This is a genomic window from Sphaerisporangium rubeum (assembly GCF_014207705.1).
GTDB classification, from domain to species: domain Bacteria; phylum Actinomycetota; class Actinomycetes; order Streptosporangiales; family Streptosporangiaceae; genus Sphaerisporangium; species Sphaerisporangium rubeum.
The window spans coordinates 3,532,031-3,555,491 of the sequence record NZ_JACHIU010000001.1 but is presented as its reverse complement, the minus strand read 5'-3'; the positions used below and the strand labels follow the sequence as shown (position 1 = coordinate 3,555,491).

The window sequence follows — 23,461 nt, the reverse complement described above, 5'->3', positions numbered from 1 at the left end:
AAGCACGTACACGGGCCCGCGCCGGGAGCGTCTCGGCGCGGGCCTCGCGCGCGGGCCTTGTAGGTTGGCTCGCATGGAGCCACCGACCGAGACCAAGGCGTCCGATGTCACCGGCGACCCCGGAGGGCACGGCCGCGCACGGCGTGCGGGACTGGCGGCGCTGGTCGTCGCGGCGGTGATCGGGGCCGGCGGGTGCGCGGATCCCGCGGCACGCACCGGCCCTCCTGCGGCGCCGGCGTCCGCGTCCTCGCCGGCACCGGCGGACGGCGTGACGCAGGCGAGCCCGTCGCCGTCGCGGGCCGCCGGGCTGCCGGCGCCGGACGAACCGGTGCCGCGTGACCCGGTGCGGCTGGCCGAGGCGCTGCACAGCACCACCCTCGCGCTGCGCGAGGCCGTGGACGCCTGGACCCGGGACGGCGGCGCCGCGAAGGGACGTCCCCCCGAGCCGGTGGAGTCGCAGGCCCTGTACCAGCAGCGCATCTACCGGTACGCCGCGCGGCACCGCGACCTCGCCGACCGCGCGTTCGCCAAGCTGCCGAAGGCGCTCGCCGCCGAGGCGAGGGACAACACCAGGGCCATCCGTGAGCTGCTCGCGCTGGCCGTCCCCCTCAAAGGCAAGGCGACCTTCGACGTCCGGTCCCCGCAGCCCGCCGACGTCCTGCTCGGTCACTTCAAGCGGGCCGAGCGCCGCTTCGGCGTCGAGTGGGAGCTGCTCGCCGCCGTGATGTTCGTGGAGACGAAGTTCGGCCGCGTCCGCTCCAACAGCCACGCCGGCGCGCAGGGCCCCATGCAGTTCATGCCGGCCACCTGGCGCGCCTACGGCCTCGGCGGCGACGTCCGCGACGTCCGCGACGCCGTCATGGGTGCCGCCAACTACCTGCACGCCTCCGGCGCGCCGTCCAACCGCCGCCGCGCGCTGCACGCCTACAACCCGTCGCAGGCGTACGTCGACGCGGTCTCGCTGCACGCGCGCCAGATCGAGCGGGACCCGCGCAACTTCTACGCGTACTACAACTGGCAGGTCTTCGTCATCACCACGACCGGCGAGCGCCGTCTCTCCGGCCCGGGGGTGTGACCGCTTCCGCCGGCGGCCCGGCGCGGTGGTCCCCGGCGGCTACTCCCCCGGGATCGGCGCTCCGGACGGCATGCCGGAGGCGACGTACTGCTCGTAGACCGGTCGCCACGGCAACGCCGTCGCGGCGTGCGGCCCGGCGGCCACCTCTCCCGCCAGGACCTTGTCCAGCTCTGCCAGGCAGACCGTCCATCCCGCGGCGTTGCGTGCCGCCGTGTCCCGGGCCTCCAGGACGTTGATCATGGTGAGGCGGCAGCCCCCGGGGGTCTCCTCCAGCTCGAAGATCATCTCGTCCCCCGACCAGGTGAACGCCAGCCGGTGCGGCGGGTCGAACACCAGCACCTCGCCGGTCGTCCCCTCGGTGTTCGGGTCGTCCGCGAAGGTGATCTTGCCACCCGCGTGCGGCTCCAGCCGCACCGTGGAAGGAAACCAGTGCGCGAGCCCCTCCCCGGTGGCGACGGCCTTCCACACCTTCTCCACCGGATGCGGGTACGTCCGCCGGAACCGCACCGCGGGCCGTCCCCGGTGCTCGACATAGGTGCCACGATCCACGGTCATCACTCCTCGTCGTCGAGATACCGGCCGAGATCGTCCAGCCGGTCGTTCCACAGGCGCCGGTACGGCGCGAGCCACGCGTCCAGCTCCGCCAGCGGCCCCGGGTCGAGCACGTAGATCCGGCGCTGCGCCTCCTGCCGGACCCGGACGAACCCGGCGTCCCGCAGCACCCGCAGGTGCTTGGACGTGGCGGGCTGGCTCAGGCCGAGCTCCCCCACCAGCTCCCCCACTGCGCGCGGCCGCACCCGCAAGAGCTCCAGCATCGCGCGCCGCTTGCCGTCGATCAGCACGGCCCACATCACATCGGACACGCAGGCAGTATGCCGGAAAGGTAATATGCCTCACAAGGCATGCACTAGGATCCTCCCCATGATCACACTGACCGGCGCGGTTCGGCTCCCCGACGGCACATGGGTGCGGGGACGCGGACTGCGGCACCCGCTGCCGGAAGGTCCCGTCCCCGGCTTCGGCCTCTACCTGGGGTCGGCGCGCCTGCGCGCACGGCACGAGCAGGCGCTGGCGTGGCCGCACGAATGGGTGCGGTGGCCCGACTTCCTGCTGCCTGCCGACCGGCACGCGGCGGCCAGGGCCATCGGCGGGCTGCACGCCAGAGCCCGGGCCGGCGAGGCCGTCGAGGTGGCCTGCGGCGGAGGCGTCGGACGTACCGGCACGGTGCTCGCATGCCTCGCGGTCCGTGCGGGTGTCCCGGCGGGGGACGCCGTCGCGTGGGTCCGCGAGCACCACCATCCGCGCGCGGTGGAGACGCCGTGGCAGCGCAGGTGGGTCGGCTGGTTCGCCGACAACTTCACCACCGCCAGATGACAGGCGCCGGTGTCTCACCCGGGACGCCGATCGGTGCCGGACCAGGACGGCGGCCCGCTGAGGTCAGGGCTTGGCGGGCCTGGTGAGAGTGCGCGAGATGACCAGGCGCTGGATCTGGTTGGTGCCCTCGACGATCTGCAGGACCTTCGCCTCACGCATCAGGCGTTCGGCGGGGAAGTCCTCCACGTAGCCGTAGCCGCCGAGGATCTGCACAGTGTCGGTGGTGACCCTCATCGCGGTGTCGCTGGCGAACAGCTTCGCCATGGCGGCCTGCGTGCCGTACGGCCGGCCGGCGTCACGCAGGCGGGCCGCCTCCAGGTACAGGGCACGAGCGGCGGCGGTCTGGGTGGCCATGTCGGCGAGCATGAAACCGAGGCCCTGGAAGTCGGCGATGCGGCTGCCGAACTGGCGGCGTTCCCCGGCGTAGGAGACGGCGAGATCGAGCGCGGCCTGCGCCACGCCGACCGCGCAGGCGGCGATGCCGAGGCGTCCGCCGTCCAGGGCCGCCATGGCGATGCGGAACCCCTCACCCTCGGCGCCGGTCAGGGCCTCCGGCGGCAGGCGCACACCGTCCAGCAGGACCTGCGCGGTCGGCGAGGAACGCATGCCCATCTTGCGCTCGGGACGGCCGAACGACAGGCCGGGGGTCCCGGCGGGGACGTGGAAACACGAGATGCCGCGTGCGCCGTCCCCTGAGGTGCGGGCCATCAAGGTGTAGAAGTCGGCCACGCCGCCGTGGGTGGTCCAGGCCTTCACGCCGTCCACGACGTAACCCCCCTCGGGGGACGGCACGGCCCTGGTGGTGAGCGCGGCGGCGTCGGAGCCGGACTGCGGCTCCGACAGGCAGTACGCGCCGAGCGTGTCACCGCCGAGCAGCGCCGGCAGCACCTCGGCGCGCCGCTCCTCGGACGCGTACGCCGCGATCGGGAAGCACGACAACGTGTGCACCGACAGGCCGAGACCGACGGCGAGGAACGCGCCGGCCAGCTCCTCCACGACCTGGAGATACACCTCGTACGGCTGGGCCGCGCCGCCGTGCTCCTCGGGGTAGGGAAGGCCGAGCAGGCCCGAACGGCCGAGCGTGGTGAACACCTCGCGCGGGAACCGGCCCTCGGCCTCGTCGGCGGCGGCGCGCGGCGCGACCTCCTTGGCGATCAGGTCGCGCACGAGGTCGATCAGGTCGTGGGCCTCGGCGGTTGGCAGGGTGCGGTCGACCGGCATGGACGGCTCCAGGTCACCTGGCGGCGCCGGGACCGGCGCCGGGGGAACGGGTGGTCGGCGGTGGCACGGGGTCAGACCACGATCAGCTCACGGGGACGGTCGTTGAGCCGCTCGGCGCCGGTCTCGGTGCACACCACGATGTCCTCGATGCGCGCGCCGTGGCGGCCGGGGAGGTAGATGCCGGGCTCGACGGAGAACGCGTGGCCCGGGGCCAGCGGCTCGGTGTTGCCGGACACGATGTAGGGGTCCTCGTGGGTCTCCAGGCCGATGCCGTGACCGGTGCGGTGGATGAAACGGTCGCCGTACCCGGCCTCGGCGATGATCTCGCGCGCGGCGGCGTCGACCGACTCGCACGTCACACCGGGCCGCGCCGCGGCGCACGCGGCCTCCTGCGCGCGGCGCAGCACCTCGTAGTAGGCGGCGAAGTCGGCAGGGGGCTCGCCGACGCAGTACGTGCGGGTGGAGTCGGAGCGGTAGCCGCTCGGCATGCGGCCGCCGATGTCGACGACCACCGGCTCGCCGTCCCGGATCACGCGGTCCGACACCTCGTGGTGGGGGCTCGCGCCGTTCGGGCCCGACCCCACGATGACGAAGTCCACCGAGACGTGACCGGCGTCGATGATGGCGGCGGCGATGTCGCGGCCCACCTCACGCTCGGTGCGGCCCGCCTTGAGGAACGTCGGCACCAGCGCGTGCACGGTGTCGATGGCCGCGCCGGCCTCACGCAGCGCGTCGACCTCGGCGGGGCTCTTGCGCGTGCGCAGGGTGCCGATCACCGGGCCGGCCAGCACCTGGCGGGCCTCCGGAAGCGCGTCGCGGAAACGCAGCGACTGCATGGCCCACATGGTGTCGGCGAGACCCACCGTGGCGACGTCGCCGACACGGCGGGCCACCAGTGCGAACGGGTCCTCGGTCTCCCCCCAGGACACGAACTCCAGGCCGAGGCGGCCGGCCGGCGAGTGCTCGGCGGCCGGCAGCTCCAGCAGCGGCACCACCATGAACGGCTCGCCTTCGGCGCGCACCACCAGGCAGGTGAGCCGCTCCAGCGGCATCGCGTCGTAGCCGGTGGCGTACCGCAGGTCCGGCCCTGGGGTGAGCAGCAACGCATCGACACCGGCCGCGGCCGCGGCCTCACGCAGCGCCGCCACCCGGGTCACGGGGAACAGATCAGAGGTCGTCGTCACACGGCCCAATGTATTGCACCCCGGCCTCCTCGCCTCACCCCACCTCGGTCCCCTGCGCCGGGTCGCCGGTTGTCGGTGCGGCCTGCGAGGATGAGGCGCATGGCAGGGCTGATGCTTCTCGACACGCCGTCGTTGTACTTCCGGGCCTATTACGGGGTCCCCGAGTCGATGAAGGCTCCGGACGGCATGCCGGTCAACGCCGTCCGCGGCCTGATCGACATGATGGCCACGCTGGTGCGTGACCACTCCCCCGGCGAGCTCGTGGCGTGCATGGACGCCGACTGGCGGCCCGCGTTCCGGGTGGCGGCCATCCCGAGCTACAAGCTGCACCGTGTGGCGACCGGCGACGAGGAGCAGGTTCCCGACACCCTCGCTCCCCAGGTCCCGGTGATCGAGCAGGTCCTCGACGCGCTCGGGGTGGCGCGCATCGGGGTCGCCGGTTACGAGGCCGACGACGTCATCGGCACCTGCGCGGTCCGCGCGGCCGGGGCCGTCGACATCGTCACCGGGGACCGTGACCTGTTCCAGCTCGTGGACGACGTGAAACCATGCCGCGTCCTTTACACGATAAAGGGGATTCGCAACATCCAGGTGATCGACGAGGCCGCCGTCGCCGCCAAGTACGGCATCCCCGGCCGCACGTACGCCGACTTCGCCACCCTGCGCGGCGACCCCAGCGACGGCCTCCCCGGCGTCCCCGGCGTGGGTGAGAAGACCGCCGCCGCGCTCATCACCCGCTTCGGCTCGCTGACCGCCGTGCTGGAGGCGCTCGACTCCGGCGCGACCGACGGCTTCCCCGCCGGCAGCCGCAACCGCCTCCTGGCCGCGCGCGAGTACCTCACGGTCGCCCCCGCCGTCGTCCAGGTCGCGCACGACGTGCCGCTCCCCGACGCCGACCTCACCCTGCCGGCCAAGCCCCGCGACCCCGAGGCCCTGGTGGCCCTGTCGGACCGCTACGACCTCGGCGGCCCGCTGAACCGCCTGCTCACGGCCCTGGCCGGCTAGGTCAGCCGACGGAGGAGTAGGCGACGACGCCGCGGCGCAGCGCGTCGGTGGCCTTGGTGGCGTTCTGGCGCACCTTGGTGCCCTGGGGGGACGCCTTGGCGATCTGGTCGAGCAGGTCGAGCAGTTGCTTGGTCCAGCGGACGAAGTCGCCGGCGGCCAGGTCGTTCTCGGTCAGGACGGCGTCGAGGCCGTGGCCGCGGGCCCAGCGGTAGGTGGCCCAGGCGAAGCCGAGGTCGGGTTCCCTGACGAAGGACAGCGTGTGGTCGCGTTCGATGTTCTCCAGGTCGGCGAAGATGCGCACCATGGCGGCCAGGGCCTCCTTGGCGCGGCCGGCGGGGATCTTGGGCTGGCGCGCGTCGTCGGCCTGGCGTGACTCGTAGATCAGCGCCGAGACGCAGGCGGCCAGCTCGGCGGGGTCCAGATCGTCCCAGATGCCGGCGCGCAGGCACTCGGCGGTGAGCAGGTCCAGCTCGGTGTAGAGCTGCGCGAGCCGGCGGCCCTGCGGGGTGACGGTCTCGCCGTCCAGGTAGCCGAGCTCGTCCAGCACGCCGCACACCCGGTCGAACGTGCGGGAGATGACGTGGGAACGGCTCTCCATGCGGCGGCGCAGGCCCTCGGTCTCCCGCAGGAGCTTGTGGTAGCGCTCGGCCCAGCGCGCGTGGTCCTCACGCTCGTCGCAGCCGTGGCAGGGGTGCGCGCGCAGGCGGCGGCGCAGGTCGGCGATCTCCCACTCGGGGGAGCCCGGCGCGGCGGCAGGAGTGTCGCCGGCGTCGTGGTCGCGGACCCGCACGGGACGGCCGAGATCACGGTCGCCGATCTTGGCGTGCAGCGTGGCCACGAGGTTGGCGCGGTCCTTGGGGGCCCGGGGGTTGAAGCCCTTCGGGATGCGCAGCCGCTCGATGGGCTCCACCGGCACGGGGAAGTCGGCCGCCGACAGCCGCTTGACCTGCTTGCCGATGGTCAGGACCAGCGGCGAGGGGCCCTCGGTGCGCATGGTGAGGCCGGGGTCGAGGATCACGGCGATGCCGGCGCGCCTGCCGCCGGGGACGCGGATCACGTCACCGGGACGCAGGGCCTCCAGGGACCGCATGGCCTGGGCCCGCCGGGCCGTGCCGCGCTGGCGCGACAGGTCGGCCTCGCGGTCGGACAGATCCCTGCGCATGCGCGCGTACTCGGGGAAGTCGCCGAGGTGGCACGTCATCGCCTCGGCGTACCCCTCGATCGCCTCCTCCGAGCGGCGCACCTGCTTGGCGATGCCGACCACGGCGCGGTCGGCCTGGAACTGCGCGAACGACGCCTCGAGCAGCGTGCGGGCCCGCCGGCGTCCCACCTGGCCGACGAGGTTGACGGCCATGTTGTACGACGGCCGGAAGCTGGAGCGCAGCGGGTAGGTGCGGGTGCTGGCGAGGCCGGCGACGGACACCGGGTCGGTGCCGGGCTGCCACAGCACCACCGCGTGGCCCTCGACGTCGATGCCGCGCCGGCCGGCCCGGCCGGTGAGCTGGGTGTACTCCCCCGGGGTCAGGTCGGCGTGGGTCTCGCCGTTCCACTTGTCGAGCTTCTCGATCACCACGGACCTGGCCGGCATGTTGATGCCGAGCGCCAGGGTCTCGGTGGCGAACACCGCCTTGACCAGGCCCCGGGTGAACAGTTCCTCGACGACCTCCTTGAACGCCGGGAGCATGCCGGCGTGGTGCGCCGCGAGGCCGCGCTCCAGGCAGTCGCGCCACTCCAGGTAGCCGAGCACCGACAGGTCCTCGTCCGGCAGGTGCGCGGTGCGCTCGTCCACGATCTGTCTGATCTCGTGGCGCTCGCTGTCGGTGGTGAGCCGGATGCCGGCGTGCAGGCACTGCATGACGGCGGCGTCGCACCCGGCGCGGGAGAAGATGAACGTGATGGACGGCAGCAGCCCCTCGGCGTCCAGCCGCTCGATCACGTCGGAACGGCCGGTGACCTGGGCCGAGCGGCGGGGACGGGTGTAGCCGCGCCGGCCGCGGGCCTGCGCGAGGCGCTGCTCGTCGCGGGAGATGCGCATCAGGGCAGGGTTGATGCGCGGCCGGTTGTCCTCGTCCACGAACAGGTCGTACAGCTGATCGCCGACGATCATGTGCTGCCACAGCGGCACCGGCCGGTGCTCGTCCACGATCACCGTGGTGTCGCCGCGCACCTCACCGAGCCACTCGCCGAACTCCTCGGCGTTGCTGACCGTGGCCGACAGCGCGACCACGCGCACCGACTCCGGCAGGTGGATGATCACTTCTTCCCAGACGGCGCCGCGGAACCGGTCGGCGAGGTAGTGCACCTCGTCCATGACGACGTGGCTCAGCCCCGCGAGGGTGGACGACCCCGCGTAGAGCATGTTGCGCAGCACCTCGGTGGTCATGACGACGATCGGCGCGTCGCCGTTGACGCTGTTGTCGCCGGTGAGCAGGCCGACCTTGGCCGCGCCGTACCGGCGCGCCAGGTCGTTGAACTTCTGGTTCGACAGCGCCTTGATGGGGGTGGTGTAGAAACACTTGCTGCCCTGCTCCAGGGCCAGGTGCACGGCGAACTCGCCGACGACCGTCTTGCCCGACCCCGTGGGTGCCGCCACCAGCACACCGTCACCCGCCTCAAGGGCCTGGCAGGCGTCGACCTGGAACTCGTCGAGGTCGAAATCGTACAGCTTGCGGAAGGACGTGAGCGCGGGACCGCTGTCGGCGTGCTTCTGTCGGAATGCGGCGTAGCGTTCCGCAGGCGTCGTCATGGTTTTCAGCCTACCGACAACCCCTCCGATTCCGGTCGGCTCCATCCTGCCCCGGCGCTCAGAACCCCGCGGGGGCCAGTACCCGCAGCGCTCCGGGGTGCACCGCGCAGGTGAGCGGCAGCGGCCCGAGGCGCTCGCCGTCGGCGTACGCCACCACGCCTGGCGCCGCCACGGTGATCTCCTTGCCGCGCAGGGTCACGACGCCGGGACGGCCGAGGTGACCGCCGCGGTACACACTGGGGAAGATCCGCAGGAAGGCCGCGGTGGACATCTCCTCGACGATGGTCACGTCCAGCAGCCCGTCGTCGGGCCTGGCGTGCGGGCAGACCCGCATGCCGGCGCCGTAGGAACGGGTGTTGGCGACGGCCACCAGCATGCCGCCGAACTCCCGCGTCTCGCCGTCCACGGTGATCCGGAACGGCAGCGGCCGGAACTCGCGCAACTCCTGGACCATGGCGAGCAGATACCTGGCCATGCCGGGGGGCCGGGTCATCCGGTTGGCCCGCTCGTTGACACGGGAGTCGAAACCGCAGGCCATCACGCCGGCGAACCACTCCTCACCGCCGACGCGGCCCGCGTCCACGTCGCGTACGACCCCGGCGGCCACGATGCCGGCGGCGGCCACCGGGTCCTGCTTGGGGATGCCGAGCGCGTCGGCGATGTCGTTGCCGGTGCCGGCCGGGATGATGCCGAGCGGCACGTCGGTCCCCGCCACGGCCTGGAGCGCCAGGTGGACCAGTCCGTCGCCGCCGAACGCGACCAGGGCCTCCGGTTCCTCGGCGACGGCCATGCAGGCACGTTCGAGCGCGTCCTCGGGGGTGGTCCCCATGATGACCGAGACCGGCCGCTCTCCCTCGCGCAGGCGGCGCACCACCGGGTCGAGCATGCGGAGCGTGCGGCCGCCACGTGCCGCGGGATTCACCAGGACGACCAGCTCACCAGCCACAACGCCGAACATATCCAGCCAAGCCGGTCAAATCCAGCGTTACCACCGAGTCAAAAGTGACCGGAGGTGGCCGTGAATCAGTCGGCGCCGGGGGTGGTCGAGACCTCGGAACCGGCCGGGCCGTCGAGCTCCTCGTCCAGCAGGCGCTGCCGCTCGGCCTCCAGGCGGTCGGCCTTGCGGTCGTGCGCCATCATGACGACCTCGGCGATCAGGAACATGCCGACCATGGGCAGCGCGAGCGCCAGCATGGTCACCGGGTCCTGGCTGGGGGTGGCCACCGCGGCGAACACGAACATCAGGAAGATCACCAGGCGCTGGTGCTTCTTGACCATCTGGTAGCGGAGCACCCCGACGAGGTTCAGGAACACCAGCAGCAGCGGCAGCTCGAACGACAACCCGAAGATCACGAGCATCGCCATCAGGAACCCGACGTACTGGTCCATGCTGATCAGCGGGATGACGTTGCCCGGCGCGAAACCGAGCAGCAGAGCCAGGCCCTTGTCCATCGTGTAGTACGCCAGGGCCGCGCCGGCGACGAACAGCGGCACCGACAGGCCGAGGAAACTCAGCGAGTAACGCCGCTCGTTGCGGTACAGGCCCGGGGTCACGAAGGCCCACAGCTGGTACAGCCAGACCGGTGCCGAGACGACCGCGCCGAACATGAGGGCGACCTGGAGGTTCACCATGAACCCCTCGAAGACACCCTGGACCACCAGGGTGCACTCCCCCTCCTTGAGCTTGTGGGCCTCGGGCAGCCGGCAGTAGGGGCCGGTCATGAAGGTCCACAGGCGGTCGAAGAACAGGAAGCCCACGACGGTGCCGAGGACCAGGCCGAGGACGGCCTTGGCGAGCCGGTTGCGCAGTTCGCGCAGATGCTCCATCAAGGGCATGCGGCCGTCGGCGTCAGGTGGGGTGGCCTGGCCGTCATCGGCTGGTCGTGACCGTTTCAGCAGTGCCATGGTGGCGTCCTGATCTCGCGAGCGGTCGGAAGGGGGGCTGCTGGATCAGGCGGAGCCCTGGTCCTTCGGTGCCGGGGCCGCCGGAGCCGGGGCCGTGGTGGCGCGCAGGCGCGCGTTCTCCTCCTCAAGGGTGCGCAGGCGCTCCTCGACGGAAGGGCCGGCCGGCGGGAGCGACGGCTGCTGCTGAACGGTCGTCTGCGCCGGGGCCGGAGCGGGCTTGGCCTCGTCCTCGTCGTTCAGCTTGGTCGTCTCCTTCTTGAACAGACGGAGAGACTGGCCGAGCGCCTTGGCGGTGTCCGGCAGCTTCTTGGCGCCGAACAGGAGGATGAGGACCAGCAGAATGAGGATCCATTCCATGGGACCAAGACTGGGCATGACACTTCCTTAAGGCGGGCGACGTGCGTCTCAGCACCGATCGTACGCTCCCCTGGCCAGTTACTTCACCCCTCCTGCCGTCCTGAAGTGACGTTCGCCGTGCTGAGACGTTCCCGTACAGGGGCGAGAAGAGCGGTGGCCCGCTCGATTTCACCCGCCAGCCGCCGGGCCGACACCGCCAGGCGGGCCGTGAGGACCACCAGCGGCACCAGGCCGGCGACCCCGAGCGCCACCGCGCCGTAGATCCAGGTCATGACCCGGCACTGTACCGAACCGCCGCGTGGCGTCGCGCCGCAAGCCCGATGAGAACCGGACATCGCGCCGGCCCGGGTCAGCCGGTGGACTCGTAGCGGGACAGCGCGGCCTTGGCGTGCTCACGCACGCGCGCGGCCAGGGACGCCGGGGAAACCACGCGGCCGGTGTCACCGAGGCGCAGCGCCAGCCGTACCAGCCAGCCCTGGTCGCGGGCCCGCAGCGTGACCCGCAGGCGGCCCTCGCCGAGCTCGGAGACCTCTTCGCAGGGGTAGTACTCGGCGACCCAGCGGCCCCCCGGGGTGAGCTCCAGCTCCACCAGCTCGTCGGTGGGGGACGGCCGGAAGACGCCGTCGGTGACGTCGATCGGCCCGGCGTCCGCGGGAGGGTCGGCCTCGACCTCCAGCATCGTCACACCGATCACGCGGTCGAGCCGGAACAGCCGCATGCCGTCAGCCCGGTAGCACCACCCCTCCAGGTAGGAGCGGCCGTCGACCATCACCAGCCGGGTGGGGTCGACCTCACGCGGAGTGATCTCGTCGCGGCCCGGCACGTAGTAGCGCAGCGAGAGACGGCGGCCCTTGCGCAGCGCGTCGGTGACCGTCGCCGCCGCGGCGGCGTCCACGGTGGCGTCAGGGGTGAACGCGACCTGGCTGCTCACCGCCGCCGCGCCTTCGCCGGCCGCGCGCTCCAGCTTGGCGATCACGCGCGACAGCGCGTCACCCTCGGCGAACTCCGGCAGCTCCGACAGCATGCGTAGCGCCACCAGGAGCGCGCTGGCCTCGTCCACGCCGAGGCGCAGCGGCCGCGCGATGGTCTCGGCGTTGTCGATCAGGATCTCGCCGCCGTCCCACGACACGTCGATCAGGTCGCCGGGGGTGTGGCCGGGCAGCCCGCACATCCACACCAGTTGCAGGTCGTCGACGAGCTGCTTCTCGGTGAGGCCGAACAGCTTGGCCACCTCGGGGACCTGCGCACCCGGATGCGACATGAGGTACGGCACCAGCGCCAGCAGGCGCGGCAGCCGGTCGGCGGTGCTCACGTGCGTCCCCTCCCCCGGCGGCGCACGCACCGGACCACTCGCCGCACGGCCCCACCGGCTTCACGGCAAGCGGCTGCTCCGGCGCCTTGCCGCCGGACGGCCACACGCCGCCTGATGGCCGGATCTGACCGGCGTTCGGTCACGCCATGGCTCCCTTCAGGCGGCGGATCACGGCCTCGCGCGCGTCCGGGGGATCGACGATCTCGGCGTCGGCGCCGAAGCCGACCACCGAACCGGCCAGCCAGTCGGCGTCGGTGAAGTCGAGCGTGACGACGTCCCAGCCTTCCTTGCCGGGGGTGACCTCCCCCGCCTGGCGCAGCCACTGGCAGGTGCCCTCACGCACCATCACGGTGGCCCTGCGCTCGGGCAGGAGGCTGTCGCGGTGGCCGACCATGGAGCGGATGTCCACACCCGGCGGCACCGACACCACGCCGGGACGGCCGACCGGGGTGACGGGACCGCAGACGCGGCTCAGCCGGAACACCCGTGGCGCGTTCCGCTCGTGGTCGTGGCCGACGACGTACCAGCGGCCCCGGCGGCTGACCACACCCCACGGCTCCACGGTGCGGGTCAGCACGACCTCGCTGCCGGCCGTGCGGTAGTCGAACCTGACGGCCCTGCGGTCGCGCACCGCCTCCCACAGCGCGGGGAACGCCGGGTCGCGGGTGTCGACCCGCAGCTCCAGCGGGCCCGCGGACTCCTCGTCGGTCTGCACCCCGGCCGCGCGCAGCTTCAGCAGCGCGCCGCTCGCGGCCTCGGCCAGGTTGGCGCGCTGCCACACCTGCGCCGCCAGGCCCAGCACCGCGGCCTCGTCCGGCTCCAGGGTGATCTCGGGCAGCTCGTACGACTGGCGCACGATGCGGTACCCCGGCTCGTCCTCCCAGGGGTCGCGGTGCACCTCGATCGGGATGCCGATCTCACGCAATTCGTTCTTGTCGCGCTCGAACATGCGCTGGAAGGCCTCGTCGTTGCCGGAGTCGTAGCCGGGGACGGCATGACGGATCTGCTCGGCGCTGAGCGGGCGCCGGGTGGCGAGCAGGCAGATGACGAGGTTCAGCAGCCGCTCGGTCTTCCGGCGGGACATCGGGCCTCCTTTCCCGGGGAAACGCTACCCTTTCCGGCGTGATCAGATGGCGCAAGGGTGAGGTGGCCGCGGTCCGGCGCGAGTGGCCGGGCGCGGTGGAACTGGACGTGACGCTTCCGGAGGGGAACTGCCGGGCACTGGCCTACCCCCCTCTGGTGGGCCGTCCCGAGCCCGGCGACACGGTGCTGCTCAACACGACCGCGCTCGCCATGGGCCTTGGTACGGGAGGGTACGCCATGGTCGTGGCGATTCCGGACCGTTTGCCGGAAGATCCATCCGGTCCCGGCCACCTGGTCAAGGCGCGGTACACGCCGCTGCAGGCGACGGTGCAGGGGGCGGACGAGCAGGGGTCGCCTCATCACGACGTGCTGCGTGACGCCGACTCGGTGTCCGGCATGCCGGTCGTGGTCGCCGACCTGCACTCGGCGCTGCCGGCCGTCCTGTGCGGCCTGTTCGCGGCCCGGCCCGGGGTCCGCGTGGCGTACGTGATGACCGACGGCGGCGCGCTACCGGCGTGGTTCTCCATGTCGGCGGCCCGGCTGCGGGAGATCGGCTGGCTCTGCGGCGTGGTGACCACCGGCCAGGCCTTCGGCGGCGACGTGGAGGCCGTGACCCTCCACACCGGCCTCCTGGCGGCCCGCCACGTGCTGTCCGCCGACGTCGCCGTCGTGGCCCAGGGCCCCGGGAACCTCGGGACCGGCACCCGGTGGGGTTTCTCCGGCGTCTCCGCCGGTGAGGCCGTCAACGCCGCCTCCGTGCTCTCCGGCCGCCCCGTGGCGTCCCTGCGCGTCAGCGAAGGAGACGCCAGAGACCGCCACCGAGGCGTCTCCCACCACTCCCTGACCGCCTACGGCCGCGTGGCCCTGGCCCGAGCCCAAGTGGTCGTCCCCGACCTCCCCGGCCCCTTCGGCCAACAGGTGAGCACCGCCGCCGCTACCCTGTCCTCCCGCCACGAACTGGTACATGTCCCCGTGACCGGCCTCTACGAGGCCCTGGAGCACTCCCCCGTCCGCCTCTCCACGATGGGCCGCGGCCTCAAGGAGGACCCCGCCTCCTTCCTCACAGCAGCCGCCGCCGGCCGCCACACCGCGACCCTCCTGACCACATGATCCCGACGGCACCGCGCTCCCGAGCGCGGGCCGCCGTACCAGGCACCGGATTCACCGCACGTGGACCCCACCGCCGCGGCGCCGACTCTCGTCGAACCCAGGCCGGGAAGAAGTACCAGCCTCCCCGGAGAAAGTGCCTGCCTCGCAGACCGAGACGACCGGCTCCACGGACCCGGTGGCTGGACCCTCCACTCACACGACGACGGCGGGCCGCCGTACCAGGCGCCGGATTCACCGCACGTGGACCCCACCGCCGCGGCGCCGATCCTCGTCACCCCAAGGCCGGGAGGAAGTGTCTCTTCTCCGGCGGGTCGGCCGGCTCTCACTCGTGAGCGAGAACGGCCGGCTCTCACTCGTGAGCGAGAACGGCCGGCTCTTGCTCGTGAGCGAGAACGGCCGGCTCTCGTCGGCGGGGTCGGCCGGGTGATCTTACGTGGGGGTCGGCCGGGGTTGCTCGTGGGTCGGGCCTGGGGGCCGGGGTCAGTAGACGCCGAGGACGTCGATGACGAAGACGAGGGTGTCGGTGCCCTTGATCTTGTCGCCGGAGCCGTTCTTGCCGTAGCCGAGTTCCGGGGGGATGGTGACGAGGATGCGGCTGCCTACGGTGGAGCCGACCAGGGTTTGGTCCCAGCCCTTGATGACCTTGCTCTCGCCGATGGGGAACATCACGGGCTCGCCGCGTTCCCAGGAGCTGTCGAACTGGAGGTCGGTGCCCCAGATCTTGCCGGTGTACTGGACGAGGATGGTCTGGCCGGCCTTGACGACGGGGCCGGTGCCCTTGATGACGACCTTGCTGACGAGCTCCTTGGGGGCCGGCAGGGAGGTCTTGGTGGTGAGAGTGGGGGCCTTGTCGCCGCCGGGGTTCTCCAGTTTCACACCGGCGAGTGCGGGGTCGGTGGCCTGGCCCTGGGCCGCCTTGGCGGTGGGGACGCCGACGACGTCCACGACGAAGACGCTGGCGGCGGAGGTGTCGGCACCCTGGGACTGGGCCTGCGCGGCCTGCTCGGGGGTGAGGCTGTCCTTGGCGACGACGGCGAGGAAACGGCCGCCGGGCTTGGCGTCCTGGAACGCCTTGTGGATCACCGCGGGGAGCTTCTTGTCGACCTTGATGAGCTGCGGCGCGCCGTCGTCGTAGGTGGACCCGGTGGCGGCGTTCTGCTTGCCGTCCCAGTTCCAGGCGGTCAGGTTGGTGACGACCGAGTCGCCGTCCTTGACGAGATCGCCCTGCCCTTCCTTGATCGTCTCGACGGAGGAGGACACCGGGGGCTTGCCGGTGGGGAACGTCACCTGCGGCTTCTTGCCGAAGTCCCCCGCGACCTTCACGCCGGACGCCGGCGTGGTCGGCTTGGCCGCCGTGCCGCCACCGGACCCGCAGGCGACGGCGAACAGCAATGGCACTGCGGCGGCGAGAACGGCCAGTCGGCGCATGGGGATCCCTCGGGAAGACGACACGTCCGCGTCACATTACCTGACCGCCGTGGCCGCCAAGACCGTCACGGCGAGTGCGCTTGCCGAAGCCTGACCTCGCCTTTCCCTGGCCGGACGCCGCCGCCGCCACCTGGTGACCCACGGAGACGTCGTCGCAGGTCAAAGGCCCTGCCGACGACCACAGGCAGCCGTAGGCCCCACCGGCGCGCGGGTGAAAATTTCACCGTACGCGCGCAGGCGGGGCCGCGGGCTCACATGCCGGCGATGAGTTTGTCCACCCGCTCGTCCACGCTGCGGAACGGGTCCTTGCACAGCACCGTGCGCTGTGCCTGGTCGTTGAGCTTCAGGTGCACCCAGTCGACGGTGAAGTCGCGCCGTTTCTCCTGGGCCTTGCGGATGAACTCGCCGCGCAGCCGGGCCCTGGTGGTCTGCGGCGGCACGGACTTGGCCTCGAAGATCTTCAGGTCGGACGCCACGCGCTCCACGGCGCCGCGCCGCTGCAACAGGTAGAACAGCCCCCGCTTGCGGTGGACGTCGTGGTAGGCGAGGTCGAGCTGTGCGATGCGCGGCGAGGAGAGCGGCAGATCGTACTTCTCGCGGTAGCGCTCGATGAGCTGGAACTTGGTCACCCAGTCGATCTCGCGGGCCACGAGGTCGAGGTCGCCGGTCTCGACGGCACGCAGGGTGCGCTCCCACAGCTCAAGGACCCGCCGGGTGATGGCGTCACCGCCGCGGCGGTCCACGAAGTCGCGGGCCTTGGACAGGTACTCCTGCTGGATCTCCAGGGACGACGCCTCGCGTCCGTTGGCGAGGCGCACGCGCCGGCGGCCCGTCATGTCGTGGGACACCTCACGGATCGCCCTGATGGGGTTCTCCAGGCTGAGGTCGCGCATCACGGTGCCGGCCTCGACCATGCGCAGCACGAGGTCGGTGGCGCCGACCTTGAGCAGCATGGTGGCCTCGCTCATGTTGGAGTCGCCGACGATGACGTGCAGGCGGCGGAACCGCTCGGCGTCGGCGTGCGGCTCGTCGCGGGTGTTGATGATCGGCCGGGACCGGGTGGTGGCGCTGGAGACGCCTTCCCAGATGTGCTCGGCTCGCTGGGACACGCAGTACACCGCACCGCGCGGCGTCTGCAGCACCTTGCCGGCCCCGCAGATGATCTGCCGCGTCACCAGGAACGGGATCAGGACGTCGGCGAGCCTCCCGAACTCCCCGTGCCGGCCCACGAGGTAGTTCTCGTGGCAGCCGTAGGAGTTGCCCGCCGAGTCGGTGTTGTTCTTGAAGAGGTAGATGTCTCCGGCGATGCCTTCCTCGCGCAGACGTTTCTCGGCGTCCACGAGGAGACCTTCCAGGATGCGCTCCCCCGCCTTGTCGTGGGTGACGAGTTCCACGACGTTGTCACACTCGGGGGTGGCGTACTCCGGATGGCTGCCCACGTCGAGATACAGCCGGGCTCCGTTGCGAAGGAAGACGTTGCTCGATCGGCCCCAGGACACGACTCTGCGGAACAGGTACCGCGCCACCTCGTCGGGGGACAGCCTGCGCTGCCCCCGGAACGTGCAGGTGACGCCGTACTCGTTCTCCAAGCCGAATATGCGACGATCCATCACATCACACTATGCCCCTGCGACGCCGGACGGGAGAGATCCTTCCCTCGTTTCCAGGAGGTCACTCTCCCGAGCCGGTGTCGATGTCGCCTTCCGGCGCGGTCGCGGGGCCCCCCTCGCCGTCGGCCTCCTCGCCGCCGAGCGACGGCGCGGCGGGTGCGCCGGCGATCAGGCGCTCCAGGCGCGGTCCGGCCAGCCGCAGGAACTTGCGGTGCTCACGGGTGCGGTCCAGCACCGCGACCTCCAGCTGGGACACCGGGGGCCGCTCGCCGCCGGGCTCGGTGAGCGCTCCGAGCGCGGCGTCCAGGGCCGCCTCCAGGGTCATGTCGGCCTGGTAGCGGTCCTTGAGGCGGCCGGCCACCGTGTCGGCCACGCCACCCATGACCACGAAGCCGTGCTCGTCGGTGACCGAGCCGTCGAAGGTGAGCCGGTAGATCTGGTCGTCGGAGCTGGCCTCCCCGACCTCGGCGACGACCAGCTCGACCTCGTACGGCTTGCGCGACTCGGTGAACACCATGCCGAGCGACTGCGCGTAGAGGTTGGCGAGGCCGCGCGCGGTGACGTCGCCGCGGTCGTAGGTGTAGCCGTTGATGTCGGCGTAGCGGATGCCGCCGAGGCGCAGCGCCTCGAACTCGTTGTACTTGCCGACCGCGGCGAAGCCGATGCGGTCGTAGATCTCGCTGATCTTGTGCAGGGCCCGCGACGCGTTCGGCGCGACGAACAGGATGCCGTTCTCGTACTGCAGCACCACGACGCTGCGGCCGCGCGCGATGCCCTTCCGCGCGAAATCGGCCTTGTCCCGCATCTCCTGTTCTGGGGACACATATCCAAAGGGCATGGACACCGGTGGTGATCCTCTCGTGGCCGTGGGTGGTGACTAGCGCAGCGGTGCGGTGGGGCCGTCGGGGTCCTCCATGCGCGCGTCGAGCACCTGGCGCACGTAGCCCTCGACCTCGGCGTCGGACAGGCGGCGGAACCCCTCGTCGTCGATGACGGCGACGAGCGGCCAGATCTTGCGGGTGACGTCGGGCCCGCCGGTCGCGGAGTCGTCGTCGGCGGCGTCGTACAGGGCCTGCACGCAGGCCAGCACGGTCTGGTCGGCGGTGGCGCCTTCGCGGTACAGCTTCTTCAGCGCGCCACGCGCGAACAGGGAGCCCGAGCCGATGGCGGCGTAGCGCTTCTGCTCGTAGGGGCCGCCGCCGACGTCGTAGGAGAAGATGCGGCCGGCGGCGCCGTCGATGTCGTAGGCGGCGAACAGCGGCACGACCACCATGCCCTGCATCGCCAGCGGGAGGTTGCCGCGGATCATGGTGGCGAGGCGGTTGGCCTTGCCCTCGACCGAGAGGGTGCGGCCCTCGCGCTTCTCGTAGTGCTCCAGCTCCACGCAGTACAGCCGGGCCATCTCGATGCCGGTGCTCGCGGTGCCGGCGATGCCCATGCAGGAGTAGTCGTCGGTCCTGAAGACCTTGTCCATGTCCTTCTGGGAGATGTAGTTGCCCGCGGTGGCCCGGCGGTCGCCGGCCATGACGACCCCGCCGTCGAACGTCGCCGCGACGATCGTGGTCGCGTGGGGGATCATGTCACCGATCGGACCCGCCGCCTCGAACCTGGCCGGCAACAGCCCGGGGGCGTAGGACTGGACGAACTCGGTGAACGACGTCGATCCCGTGTCCAGGAACAACAAGTGGTCCGACCGGTCCCGCTGTGCTGACACGCGACTCCCTCCCAAACGCCTCTGAGGACTCCTACGCCACGACCCTACTCGTGCGGCTGTGGTGTCTGCACTTCCCACGATCAGCTCAGCGCGAACCACTTTCGCCCATCAGGCCACATCCTTCCCATATGCGGTCGTACCGGGGTGAGCGACGACGCGTTGTCGGGTTGTCACGACATGACGAGACCGGCCACGTCTCTCGTCCCGGGAATCAGGTGGTCGATGGAAGCGGCGCGCGGCGGGGCCTGAGGCGGTCCGAGGCGCGTGGCGAGGCCCGAAGAGGCGGCCCAGGGGTATCGACACGGGCCTGAAAGCGGCCTAAGGGTAGGGACGGGCCTGAAAGGCGGTCTGGGGGTGGGGACGGGACTGATAGGCGGCCTGGGGGTACGGCTGGGAACCGCTGCGCACCGGGGACGGCGCGCGGGCCGGGGAACGGGTCGGTGAGCGTGCCTGCGCACCGGCCGGGGGTGCGGCCCCGTGCGTGGCATGGTCACCGCCGGGTGACCGGCGTCATCGATCGGTATGCGGGACGCGGACGCCGGTCGCGTTCGTCCGCGCCCCGCCGGTGAGGCGACGCCGCTGCGGCGCGCGCCGCCCGGGGGCGGAGCCTGACCTCCCCCCTTACTCGCCGCCCTTCTGCACGTAGCTACGGACGAACTCCTCGGCGTTCTCTTCGAGGACCTCGTCGATCTCGTCGAGGATGTTGTCGACGTCGTCGGTCAGCTTGTCCTGACGCTCCTGGACGTCGGAACCGCTCTGCGCCTCGGTCTCCTCGACCTCGCTGTCCTGCCGGCTGGTGTGCTTCTGTCCGCCGGTGTCCTTCGTCGCCATGTGGTACCTCCGCTTGGGGGACGCATCTGACTCATATCTTCCCCGAACCGGACGACAATTCGCGCGGATCGTTCGGTGATCTACGCGAGACCGGCTGGAGGAGGTCTCCTGCCAGACAGCCTCCCCCCTCTACGGCGTAGCAAATCCGGCTTTATGCCTTGATTCCCGGCGACTGGGGAGCCCCGCTATCGAACCACTGGACAGCACAGCTATCCAATGATTGGATAGTGCCACTACCGAACAAAGGAAGGAATCATGTCCCCCGCGTCCCTCACCACCGCAGGCGTGCTGCTCGTCACCGTCCCCACCATCGCCGTCGGCGGCGGGTCCCTGCTGACGTTCCTCGGTCGCCGCACCCCCGGCTACCTCGACAACCCGGTACGGCGCGGCCTGTGGCGGGCCGGCCACGCGCACGCCGGCGTACTCGTGCTGTTCGCGCTCGTGGCCCTCGGCTACGTCGACCAGGCCGGACTCGCGGCCGGCACCGCCACCTTGGTGCGCGCCCTCTTCGTCGCCGCGCCGATCCTGATGCCGCTCGGCTTCTTCCTGTCGGTGGTCAGGCCCGGCGACACCCGGCCGAACCGGCTGATCTGGCTGACCGCGCTCGGCGGGCTCAGCCTGGCCGCCGGTACGCTGATCCTCGGCGTCGCCCTGATCCAGGTGGCATAAACCAGATCGTCATACCGGGCCATGTGGCATTCTGTGGTGATCCGCCCATAGGCGTCCCGCTCCAGGGGGAAAAGTGGAGCGGTCATGGGGGCAGGTCAGGATGCCGACATGTGAACGGGTGAAATGAAAGCGGACCACGCGCAGCTGCTCGGCGATCGCTATCGCCTGATCTCGCCGCTGGGGCAGGGAGGCATGGGGATCGTCTGGCGCGCGCACGACAGACGCCTGGCCCGCGACGTCGCGATCAAAGAGCTGCGACCGGCCCGCCGCGACGACGAGCGCGACGTCCGCACGGCGCGCCGCCACGCGCTGCGTGAGGCCCGCTCGGCCGCGCGGCTCAGCCATCCGGCCATCGTCACCGTCCACGACCTGCTGGAGGAGGACGGCAGGCTGTGGATCGTCATGGAGCTGGTGGAGGCCCTCACCCTCCAGGCCACCGCCTGGCACCTCGGCCGCCTGCCGGTGCACTGGACGGCCTGGATCGGCTTCCATCTGCTCAGCGGCCTGCGGCACGCGCACGCGGCCGGGGTGCTGCACCGCGACATCAAGCCCGGCAACGTGCTGCTCACCGGCGAGCGGGTGGTGCTCAGCGACTTCGGCATCGCGGTGCTCCAGAGCGACGACCAGGCCGCGCACACCAACACCACGCCGATCGTCGGCTCCCCCGGCTACATCGCCCCCGAGCGGCTGCGCGGCCGTCCCGCGACCCCCGCGACCGATCTGTGGTCGTTCGGCGCCACGTTGTACTTCTCGGTGGAGGGCAGGCCGCCGTCCGTGGAGGACGGCGACGTGCTCACCTCCGGTCCCGGTGGAGGAGGCCGCGCTCCCCGCCGCGCCGGTGCGCTGCGCCTGCTCATCGAGGGCCTGCTGCGGCCCGACCCCGCCGAGCGCCTCACCAGCGACCAGGCGGCGATGCTGCTGTCGGAGATCCTGCGCAAGGAGGGGATCGCCGTGCCGCCGATGCGCCTGACCGGCAGCGGGCTGTTCCCACCCGGCGCCTTTACAATGTAGATCAGCGGAGGTGGCCCCGGAAAGCGCCTGGTCGCGCCGGAAGGTTCGGATACCGCAGGCTCAGAGGGATCGGCGGACTCCGGAAGCCCAGCCCCACCGGAAGCCCCGTCCCGCCGGAAGCTCAGCCCCGCCGGAGGCTGGACGTCCGGCGGGCCAGGCGTCCAGGGTCAGCGGTCGCCGGTGAGCGCGGCCACCAGGTCGGCGGCGGTGCGGCAGCGGTCGAGCAGCTCGCCGACGTGGGCCTTGGTGCCGCGCAGCGGCTCCAGTGTGGGGACCCGCTGCAGCGACTCGCGGCCGGGGATGTCGAAGATCACCGAGTCCCAGGAGGCGGCGGCCACCGACTCGCTGTACTGCCGCAGGCACCGGCCGCGGAAGTAGGCCCTGGTGTCGTTCGGCGGCAGCTCGATGGCCCGCTGCACGTCCTCCTCCGAGACCAGCCGCTGCATGCGGTCCCGGGCCACCAGGCGGTTGTACAGGCCGCGCTCGGGACGGATGTCGGAGTACTGGAGGTCGACCAGCTGCAGCCGCGGGTGCGACCAGGGGAGGCCGTCCCGGGTGCGGTAGCCCTCCAGGAGCTCCAGTTTGGCCACCCAGTCGAGCTCCCTGGACAGCTGCATCGGGTCCTCGGCGAGACGGGTGAGCACCGACTCCCAGCGGTTCAGCACGTCCTTGGTCATGTCGTCGACGGCGCTGCCGAAACGGTCCTCGACGTACTTGCGCGCCTGTTCGAGGTACTCCATCTGCAACTGGACGGCCGTCATGCGCCGGCCGTCGCGCAGCACCACTTCGTGCTTGCACGTGGGGTCGTGGGAGACGGCGCGCAGCGCCGCCACGGGGCTCTCCACCGACAGGTCCACGGTGAGGAAGCCGTCCTCGATCATGGCGAGCACGAGGGCCGTGGACCCCAGCTTGAGGTAGGTCGAGATCTCCGACATGTTGGCGTCGCCGATGATGACGTGCAGGCGCCGGTACTTCTCGGGGTCGGCGTGCGGCTCGTCGCGGGTGTTGATGATGGGCCGCTTGAGCGTGGTCTCCAGGCCCACCTCGACCTCGAAGAAGTCGGCGCGCTGGCTGATCTGGAACCCCTCGCCGCGCGAGTCCTGGCCGATGCCGACCCGGCCCGCGCCGCACACCACCTGGCGGGACACGAAGAACGGCGTGAGGTGACGCACGATGTCGGCGAACGGCGTGGCACGCCGCATCAGGTAGTTCTCGTGGCAGCCGTAGGAGGCGCCTTTGTTGTCGGTGTTGTTCTTGTAGAGCTGGATGGGAGCGTTCCCCGGCATAGCCGAGGCACGCACCGCCGCGTCGTGCATCACCCGCTCGCCGGCCTTGTCCCAGATGACCGCCGCACGCGGGTTGGTGCACTCGGGGGTGGAGTACTCCGGGTGCGCGTGGTCGACGTACAGGCGCGCGCCGTTGGTCAAGATGACGTTGGCCAGCCCGAGGTCCTCGTCGGTGAGCTGGGTGGGGTCGGCGATCTCACGGGCCAGGTCGAAGCCGCGAGCGTCGCGGAGCGGATTCTCCTCCTCGAAGTCCCATCGCGCGCGGCGCGCCCGTGCCGCCGAGGCCGCGAGGTAGGCGTTGACGACCTGTGAGGAGGTCACCATCGCGTTCGCGCCAGGCTGCCCCGGTACGGAGATCCCGTACTCGGTCTCGATGCCCATCACCCGCCGTACCGTCACGCTCTCAGCCCTTCATCTGTGCTCTGTCGCACCCGGACCCGCGGTCGCGCCGTCCGTCACCACCGAGCCTAGACCGTCGCGCCGACAGCGGGTCCCGCCGGTCGGCGCGCCTCTGTCGAGCCCTCTGGCGCCGTACCCCGA

The 23,461-nt window shown here is 71.5% G+C and carries 23 protein-coding genes; 6 read left to right on the top strand and 17 right to left on the bottom strand.

Annotated features, from left to right (window positions below):
- Nucleotides 1–73: 73 nt before the first annotated feature.
- Nucleotides 74–1,075 carry a lytic transglycosylase domain-containing protein gene (locus tag BJ992_RS15335; protein ID WP_184981548.1) on the top strand — a complete coding sequence of 334 codons (1,002 nt, stop codon included), beginning with the start codon at nucleotides 74–76 and terminating at the stop codon, nucleotides 1,073–1,075.
- 39 nt (nucleotides 1,076–1,114) lie between these two features.
- On the opposite strand, the gene BJ992_RS15330 is transcribed toward BJ992_RS15335, so the two are convergent.
- Complete coding sequence (locus tag BJ992_RS15330; protein ID WP_184981546.1) at nucleotides 1,115–1,630, bottom strand: SRPBCC family protein; 516 nt, start codon at nucleotides 1,628–1,630, stop codon at nucleotides 1,115–1,117.
- Nucleotides 1,630–1,938: an ArsR/SmtB family transcription factor gene (locus BJ992_RS15325; protein WP_425503667.1), complete on the bottom strand. Its 309-nt coding sequence runs from the start codon at nucleotides 1,936–1,938 to the stop codon at nucleotides 1,630–1,632. The genes BJ992_RS15330 and BJ992_RS15325 overlap by 1 nt, the downstream gene beginning before the upstream one ends.
- Before the next feature lie 58 nt (nucleotides 1,939–1,996).
- Here BJ992_RS15325 and BJ992_RS15320 point away from each other — a divergent pair, with 58 nt between their 5' ends.
- Nucleotides 1,997–2,449: a protein-tyrosine phosphatase family protein gene (locus tag BJ992_RS15320; protein WP_184981544.1), complete on the top strand. Its 453-nt coding sequence runs from the start codon at nucleotides 1,997–1,999 to the stop codon at nucleotides 2,447–2,449.
- 63 nt (nucleotides 2,450–2,512) lie between these two features.
- Here BJ992_RS15320 and BJ992_RS15315 read toward each other — a convergent pair whose 3' ends face one another.
- Together BJ992_RS15315 and BJ992_RS15310 are read right to left on the bottom strand one after the other, a co-directional pair.
- Nucleotides 2,513–3,670, bottom strand: a complete 1,158-nt coding sequence (locus BJ992_RS15315; protein WP_184981542.1) for an acyl-CoA dehydrogenase family protein — start codon at nucleotides 3,668–3,670, stop codon at nucleotides 2,513–2,515.
- A gap of 71 nt (nucleotides 3,671–3,741) precedes the next feature.
- Nucleotides 3,742–4,854 carry a M24 family metallopeptidase gene (locus BJ992_RS15310; protein ID WP_343072674.1) on the bottom strand — a complete coding sequence of 371 codons (1,113 nt, stop codon included), beginning with the start codon at nucleotides 4,852–4,854 and terminating at the stop codon, nucleotides 3,742–3,744.
- A 99-nt stretch (nucleotides 4,855–4,953) separates the two neighbouring features.
- Here BJ992_RS15310 and BJ992_RS15305 point away from each other — a divergent pair, with 99 nt between their 5' ends.
- Nucleotides 4,954–5,859: a 5'-3' exonuclease gene (locus tag BJ992_RS15305; protein ID WP_184981540.1), complete on the top strand. Its 906-nt coding sequence runs from the start codon at nucleotides 4,954–4,956 to the stop codon at nucleotides 5,857–5,859.
- Between the two features lies 1 nt (nucleotide 5,860).
- Here the strand turns inward: BJ992_RS15305 and BJ992_RS15300 are convergent, their stop codons facing one another.
- The 7 genes from BJ992_RS15300 to BJ992_RS15270 form a co-directional block, all read right to left on the bottom strand.
- Nucleotides 5,861–8,605 (bottom strand): DEAD/DEAH box helicase, encoded by a 2,745-nt coding sequence (locus tag BJ992_RS15300; protein WP_184981538.1) that lies wholly within the window; start codon nucleotides 8,603–8,605, stop codon nucleotides 5,861–5,863.
- 58 nt (nucleotides 8,606–8,663) lie between these two features.
- A complete protein-coding gene (locus tag BJ992_RS15295; RefSeq protein ID WP_184981536.1) occupies nucleotides 8,664–9,551 on the bottom strand; it encodes a YegS/Rv2252/BmrU family lipid kinase in 888 nt (295 codons plus the stop codon).
- Nucleotides 9,552–9,628: 77 nt separating this feature from the next.
- Nucleotides 9,629–10,510 (bottom strand): twin-arginine translocase subunit TatC, encoded by an 882-nt coding sequence (tatC, locus tag BJ992_RS15290; RefSeq protein WP_184981527.1) that lies wholly within the window; start codon nucleotides 10,508–10,510, stop codon nucleotides 9,629–9,631.
- Nucleotides 10,511–10,555: 45 nt separating this feature from the next.
- Complete coding sequence (tatA, locus tag BJ992_RS15285) at nucleotides 10,556–10,885, bottom strand: Sec-independent protein translocase subunit TatA (protein ID WP_184981525.1); 330 nt, start codon at nucleotides 10,883–10,885, stop codon at nucleotides 10,556–10,558.
- Between the two features lie 65 nt (nucleotides 10,886–10,950).
- Complete coding sequence (locus BJ992_RS15280; RefSeq protein ID WP_184981523.1) at nucleotides 10,951–11,139, bottom strand: hypothetical protein; 189 nt, start codon at nucleotides 11,137–11,139, stop codon at nucleotides 10,951–10,953.
- A gap of 77 nt (nucleotides 11,140–11,216) precedes the next feature.
- On the bottom strand, nucleotides 11,217–12,179 hold the full coding sequence (locus BJ992_RS15275; protein ID WP_343072673.1) for a helix-turn-helix transcriptional regulator: 963 nt from the start codon (nucleotides 12,177–12,179) through the stop codon (nucleotides 11,217–11,219).
- A 139-nt stretch (nucleotides 12,180–12,318) separates the two neighbouring features.
- Complete coding sequence (locus BJ992_RS15270) at nucleotides 12,319–13,263, bottom strand: helix-turn-helix transcriptional regulator (RefSeq protein WP_184981521.1); 945 nt, start codon at nucleotides 13,261–13,263, stop codon at nucleotides 12,319–12,321.
- A 38-nt stretch (nucleotides 13,264–13,301) separates the two neighbouring features.
- Between BJ992_RS15270 and BJ992_RS15265 the strand changes: the two genes are divergently transcribed.
- Nucleotides 13,302–14,372: a DUF3866 family protein gene (locus tag BJ992_RS15265; protein ID WP_184981519.1), complete on the top strand. Its 1,071-nt coding sequence runs from the start codon at nucleotides 13,302–13,304 to the stop codon at nucleotides 14,370–14,372.
- Between the two features lie 480 nt (nucleotides 14,373–14,852).
- Here the strand turns inward: BJ992_RS15265 and BJ992_RS15260 are convergent, their stop codons facing one another.
- From BJ992_RS15260 to BJ992_RS15240, 5 genes are all read right to left on the bottom strand, one after another.
- Nucleotides 14,853–15,800, bottom strand: coding sequence for an FKBP-type peptidyl-prolyl cis-trans isomerase (locus BJ992_RS15260; protein WP_184981518.1), 948 nt, complete (start codon nucleotides 15,798–15,800; stop codon nucleotides 14,853–14,855).
- Nucleotides 15,801–16,051: 251 nt separating this feature from the next.
- Nucleotides 16,052–17,410, bottom strand: coding sequence for a Pup--protein ligase (gene pafA, locus BJ992_RS15255; protein WP_184981516.1), 1,359 nt, complete (start codon nucleotides 17,408–17,410; stop codon nucleotides 16,052–16,054).
- A gap of 61 nt (nucleotides 17,411–17,471) precedes the next feature.
- Nucleotides 17,472–18,248: a proteasome subunit alpha gene (gene prcA / locus BJ992_RS15250; RefSeq protein WP_184988144.1), complete on the bottom strand. Its 777-nt coding sequence runs from the start codon at nucleotides 18,246–18,248 to the stop codon at nucleotides 17,472–17,474.
- 39 nt (nucleotides 18,249–18,287) lie between these two features.
- Nucleotides 18,288–19,124, bottom strand: coding sequence for a proteasome subunit beta (prcB, locus tag BJ992_RS15245; RefSeq protein WP_343072672.1), 837 nt, complete (start codon nucleotides 19,122–19,124; stop codon nucleotides 18,288–18,290).
- 621 nt (nucleotides 19,125–19,745) lie between these two features.
- On the bottom strand, nucleotides 19,746–19,955 hold the full coding sequence (locus BJ992_RS15240; RefSeq protein ID WP_184981514.1) for a ubiquitin-like protein Pup: 210 nt from the start codon (nucleotides 19,953–19,955) through the stop codon (nucleotides 19,746–19,748).
- 255 nt (nucleotides 19,956–20,210) lie between these two features.
- Here BJ992_RS15240 and BJ992_RS15235 point away from each other — a divergent pair, with 255 nt between their 5' ends.
- The gene (locus tag BJ992_RS15235; protein WP_184981512.1) at nucleotides 20,211–20,624 is read left to right on the top strand and encodes a hypothetical protein; all 414 of its coding nucleotides are present in this window, start codon (nucleotides 20,211–20,213) and stop codon (nucleotides 20,622–20,624) included.
- Nucleotides 20,625–20,747: 123 nt separating this feature from the next.
- The gene (locus tag BJ992_RS15230; protein ID WP_184981510.1) at nucleotides 20,748–21,635 is read left to right on the top strand and encodes a serine/threonine-protein kinase; all 888 of its coding nucleotides are present in this window, start codon (nucleotides 20,748–20,750) and stop codon (nucleotides 21,633–21,635) included.
- A gap of 167 nt (nucleotides 21,636–21,802) precedes the next feature.
- On the opposite strand, the gene dop is transcribed toward BJ992_RS15230, so the two are convergent.
- Complete coding sequence (gene dop, locus BJ992_RS15225) at nucleotides 21,803–23,320, bottom strand: depupylase/deamidase Dop (protein WP_343072671.1); 1,518 nt, start codon at nucleotides 23,318–23,320, stop codon at nucleotides 21,803–21,805.
- Nucleotides 23,321–23,461: the final 141 nt, after the last annotated feature.

What these genes read in the sequence shown, in the direction of transcription:
- BJ992_RS15335 (WP_184981548.1), top strand. Translation starts at nt 74, where the DNA reads ATGGAGCCACCGACCGAGACCAAGGCGTCCGATGTCACCGGCGACCCC.
- BJ992_RS15330 (WP_184981546.1), bottom strand. Translation starts at nt 1,630, where the DNA reads ATGACCGTGGATCGTGGCACCTATGTCGAGCACCGGGGACGGCCCGCG.
- BJ992_RS15320 (WP_184981544.1), top strand. Translation starts at nt 1,997, where the DNA reads ATGATCACACTGACCGGCGCGGTTCGGCTCCCCGACGGCACATGGGTG.
- BJ992_RS15315 (WP_184981542.1), bottom strand. Translation starts at nt 3,670, where the DNA reads ATGCCGGTCGACCGCACCCTGCCAACCGCCGAGGCCCACGACCTGATC.
- BJ992_RS15305 (WP_184981540.1), top strand. Translation starts at nt 4,954, where the DNA reads ATGGCAGGGCTGATGCTTCTCGACACGCCGTCGTTGTACTTCCGGGCC.
- BJ992_RS15300 (WP_184981538.1), bottom strand. Translation starts at nt 8,605, where the DNA reads ATGACGACGCCTGCGGAACGCTACGCCGCATTCCGACAGAAGCACGCC.
- tatC (WP_184981527.1), bottom strand. Translation starts at nt 10,510, where the DNA reads ATGGCACTGCTGAAACGGTCACGACCAGCCGATGACGGCCAGGCCACC.
- tatA (WP_184981525.1), bottom strand. Translation starts at nt 10,885, where the DNA reads ATGCCCAGTCTTGGTCCCATGGAATGGATCCTCATTCTGCTGGTCCTC.
- BJ992_RS15280 (WP_184981523.1), bottom strand. Translation starts at nt 11,139, where the DNA reads ATGACCTGGATCTACGGCGCGGTGGCGCTCGGGGTCGCCGGCCTGGTG.
- BJ992_RS15270 (WP_184981521.1), bottom strand. Translation starts at nt 13,263, where the DNA reads ATGTCCCGCCGGAAGACCGAGCGGCTGCTGAACCTCGTCATCTGCCTG.
- BJ992_RS15260 (WP_184981518.1), bottom strand. Translation starts at nt 15,800, where the DNA reads ATGCGCCGACTGGCCGTTCTCGCCGCCGCAGTGCCATTGCTGTTCGCC.
- pafA (WP_184981516.1), bottom strand. Translation starts at nt 17,410, where the DNA reads ATGGATCGTCGCATATTCGGCTTGGAGAACGAGTACGGCGTCACCTGC.
- prcA (WP_184988144.1), bottom strand. Translation starts at nt 18,248, where the DNA reads ATGCCCTTTGGATATGTGTCCCCAGAACAGGAGATGCGGGACAAGGCC.
- BJ992_RS15240 (WP_184981514.1), bottom strand. Translation starts at nt 19,955, where the DNA reads ATGGCGACGAAGGACACCGGCGGACAGAAGCACACCAGCCGGCAGGAC.
- BJ992_RS15235 (WP_184981512.1), top strand. Translation starts at nt 20,211, where the DNA reads ATGTCCCCCGCGTCCCTCACCACCGCAGGCGTGCTGCTCGTCACCGTC.
- BJ992_RS15230 (WP_184981510.1), top strand. Translation starts at nt 20,748, where the DNA reads ATGAAAGCGGACCACGCGCAGCTGCTCGGCGATCGCTATCGCCTGATC.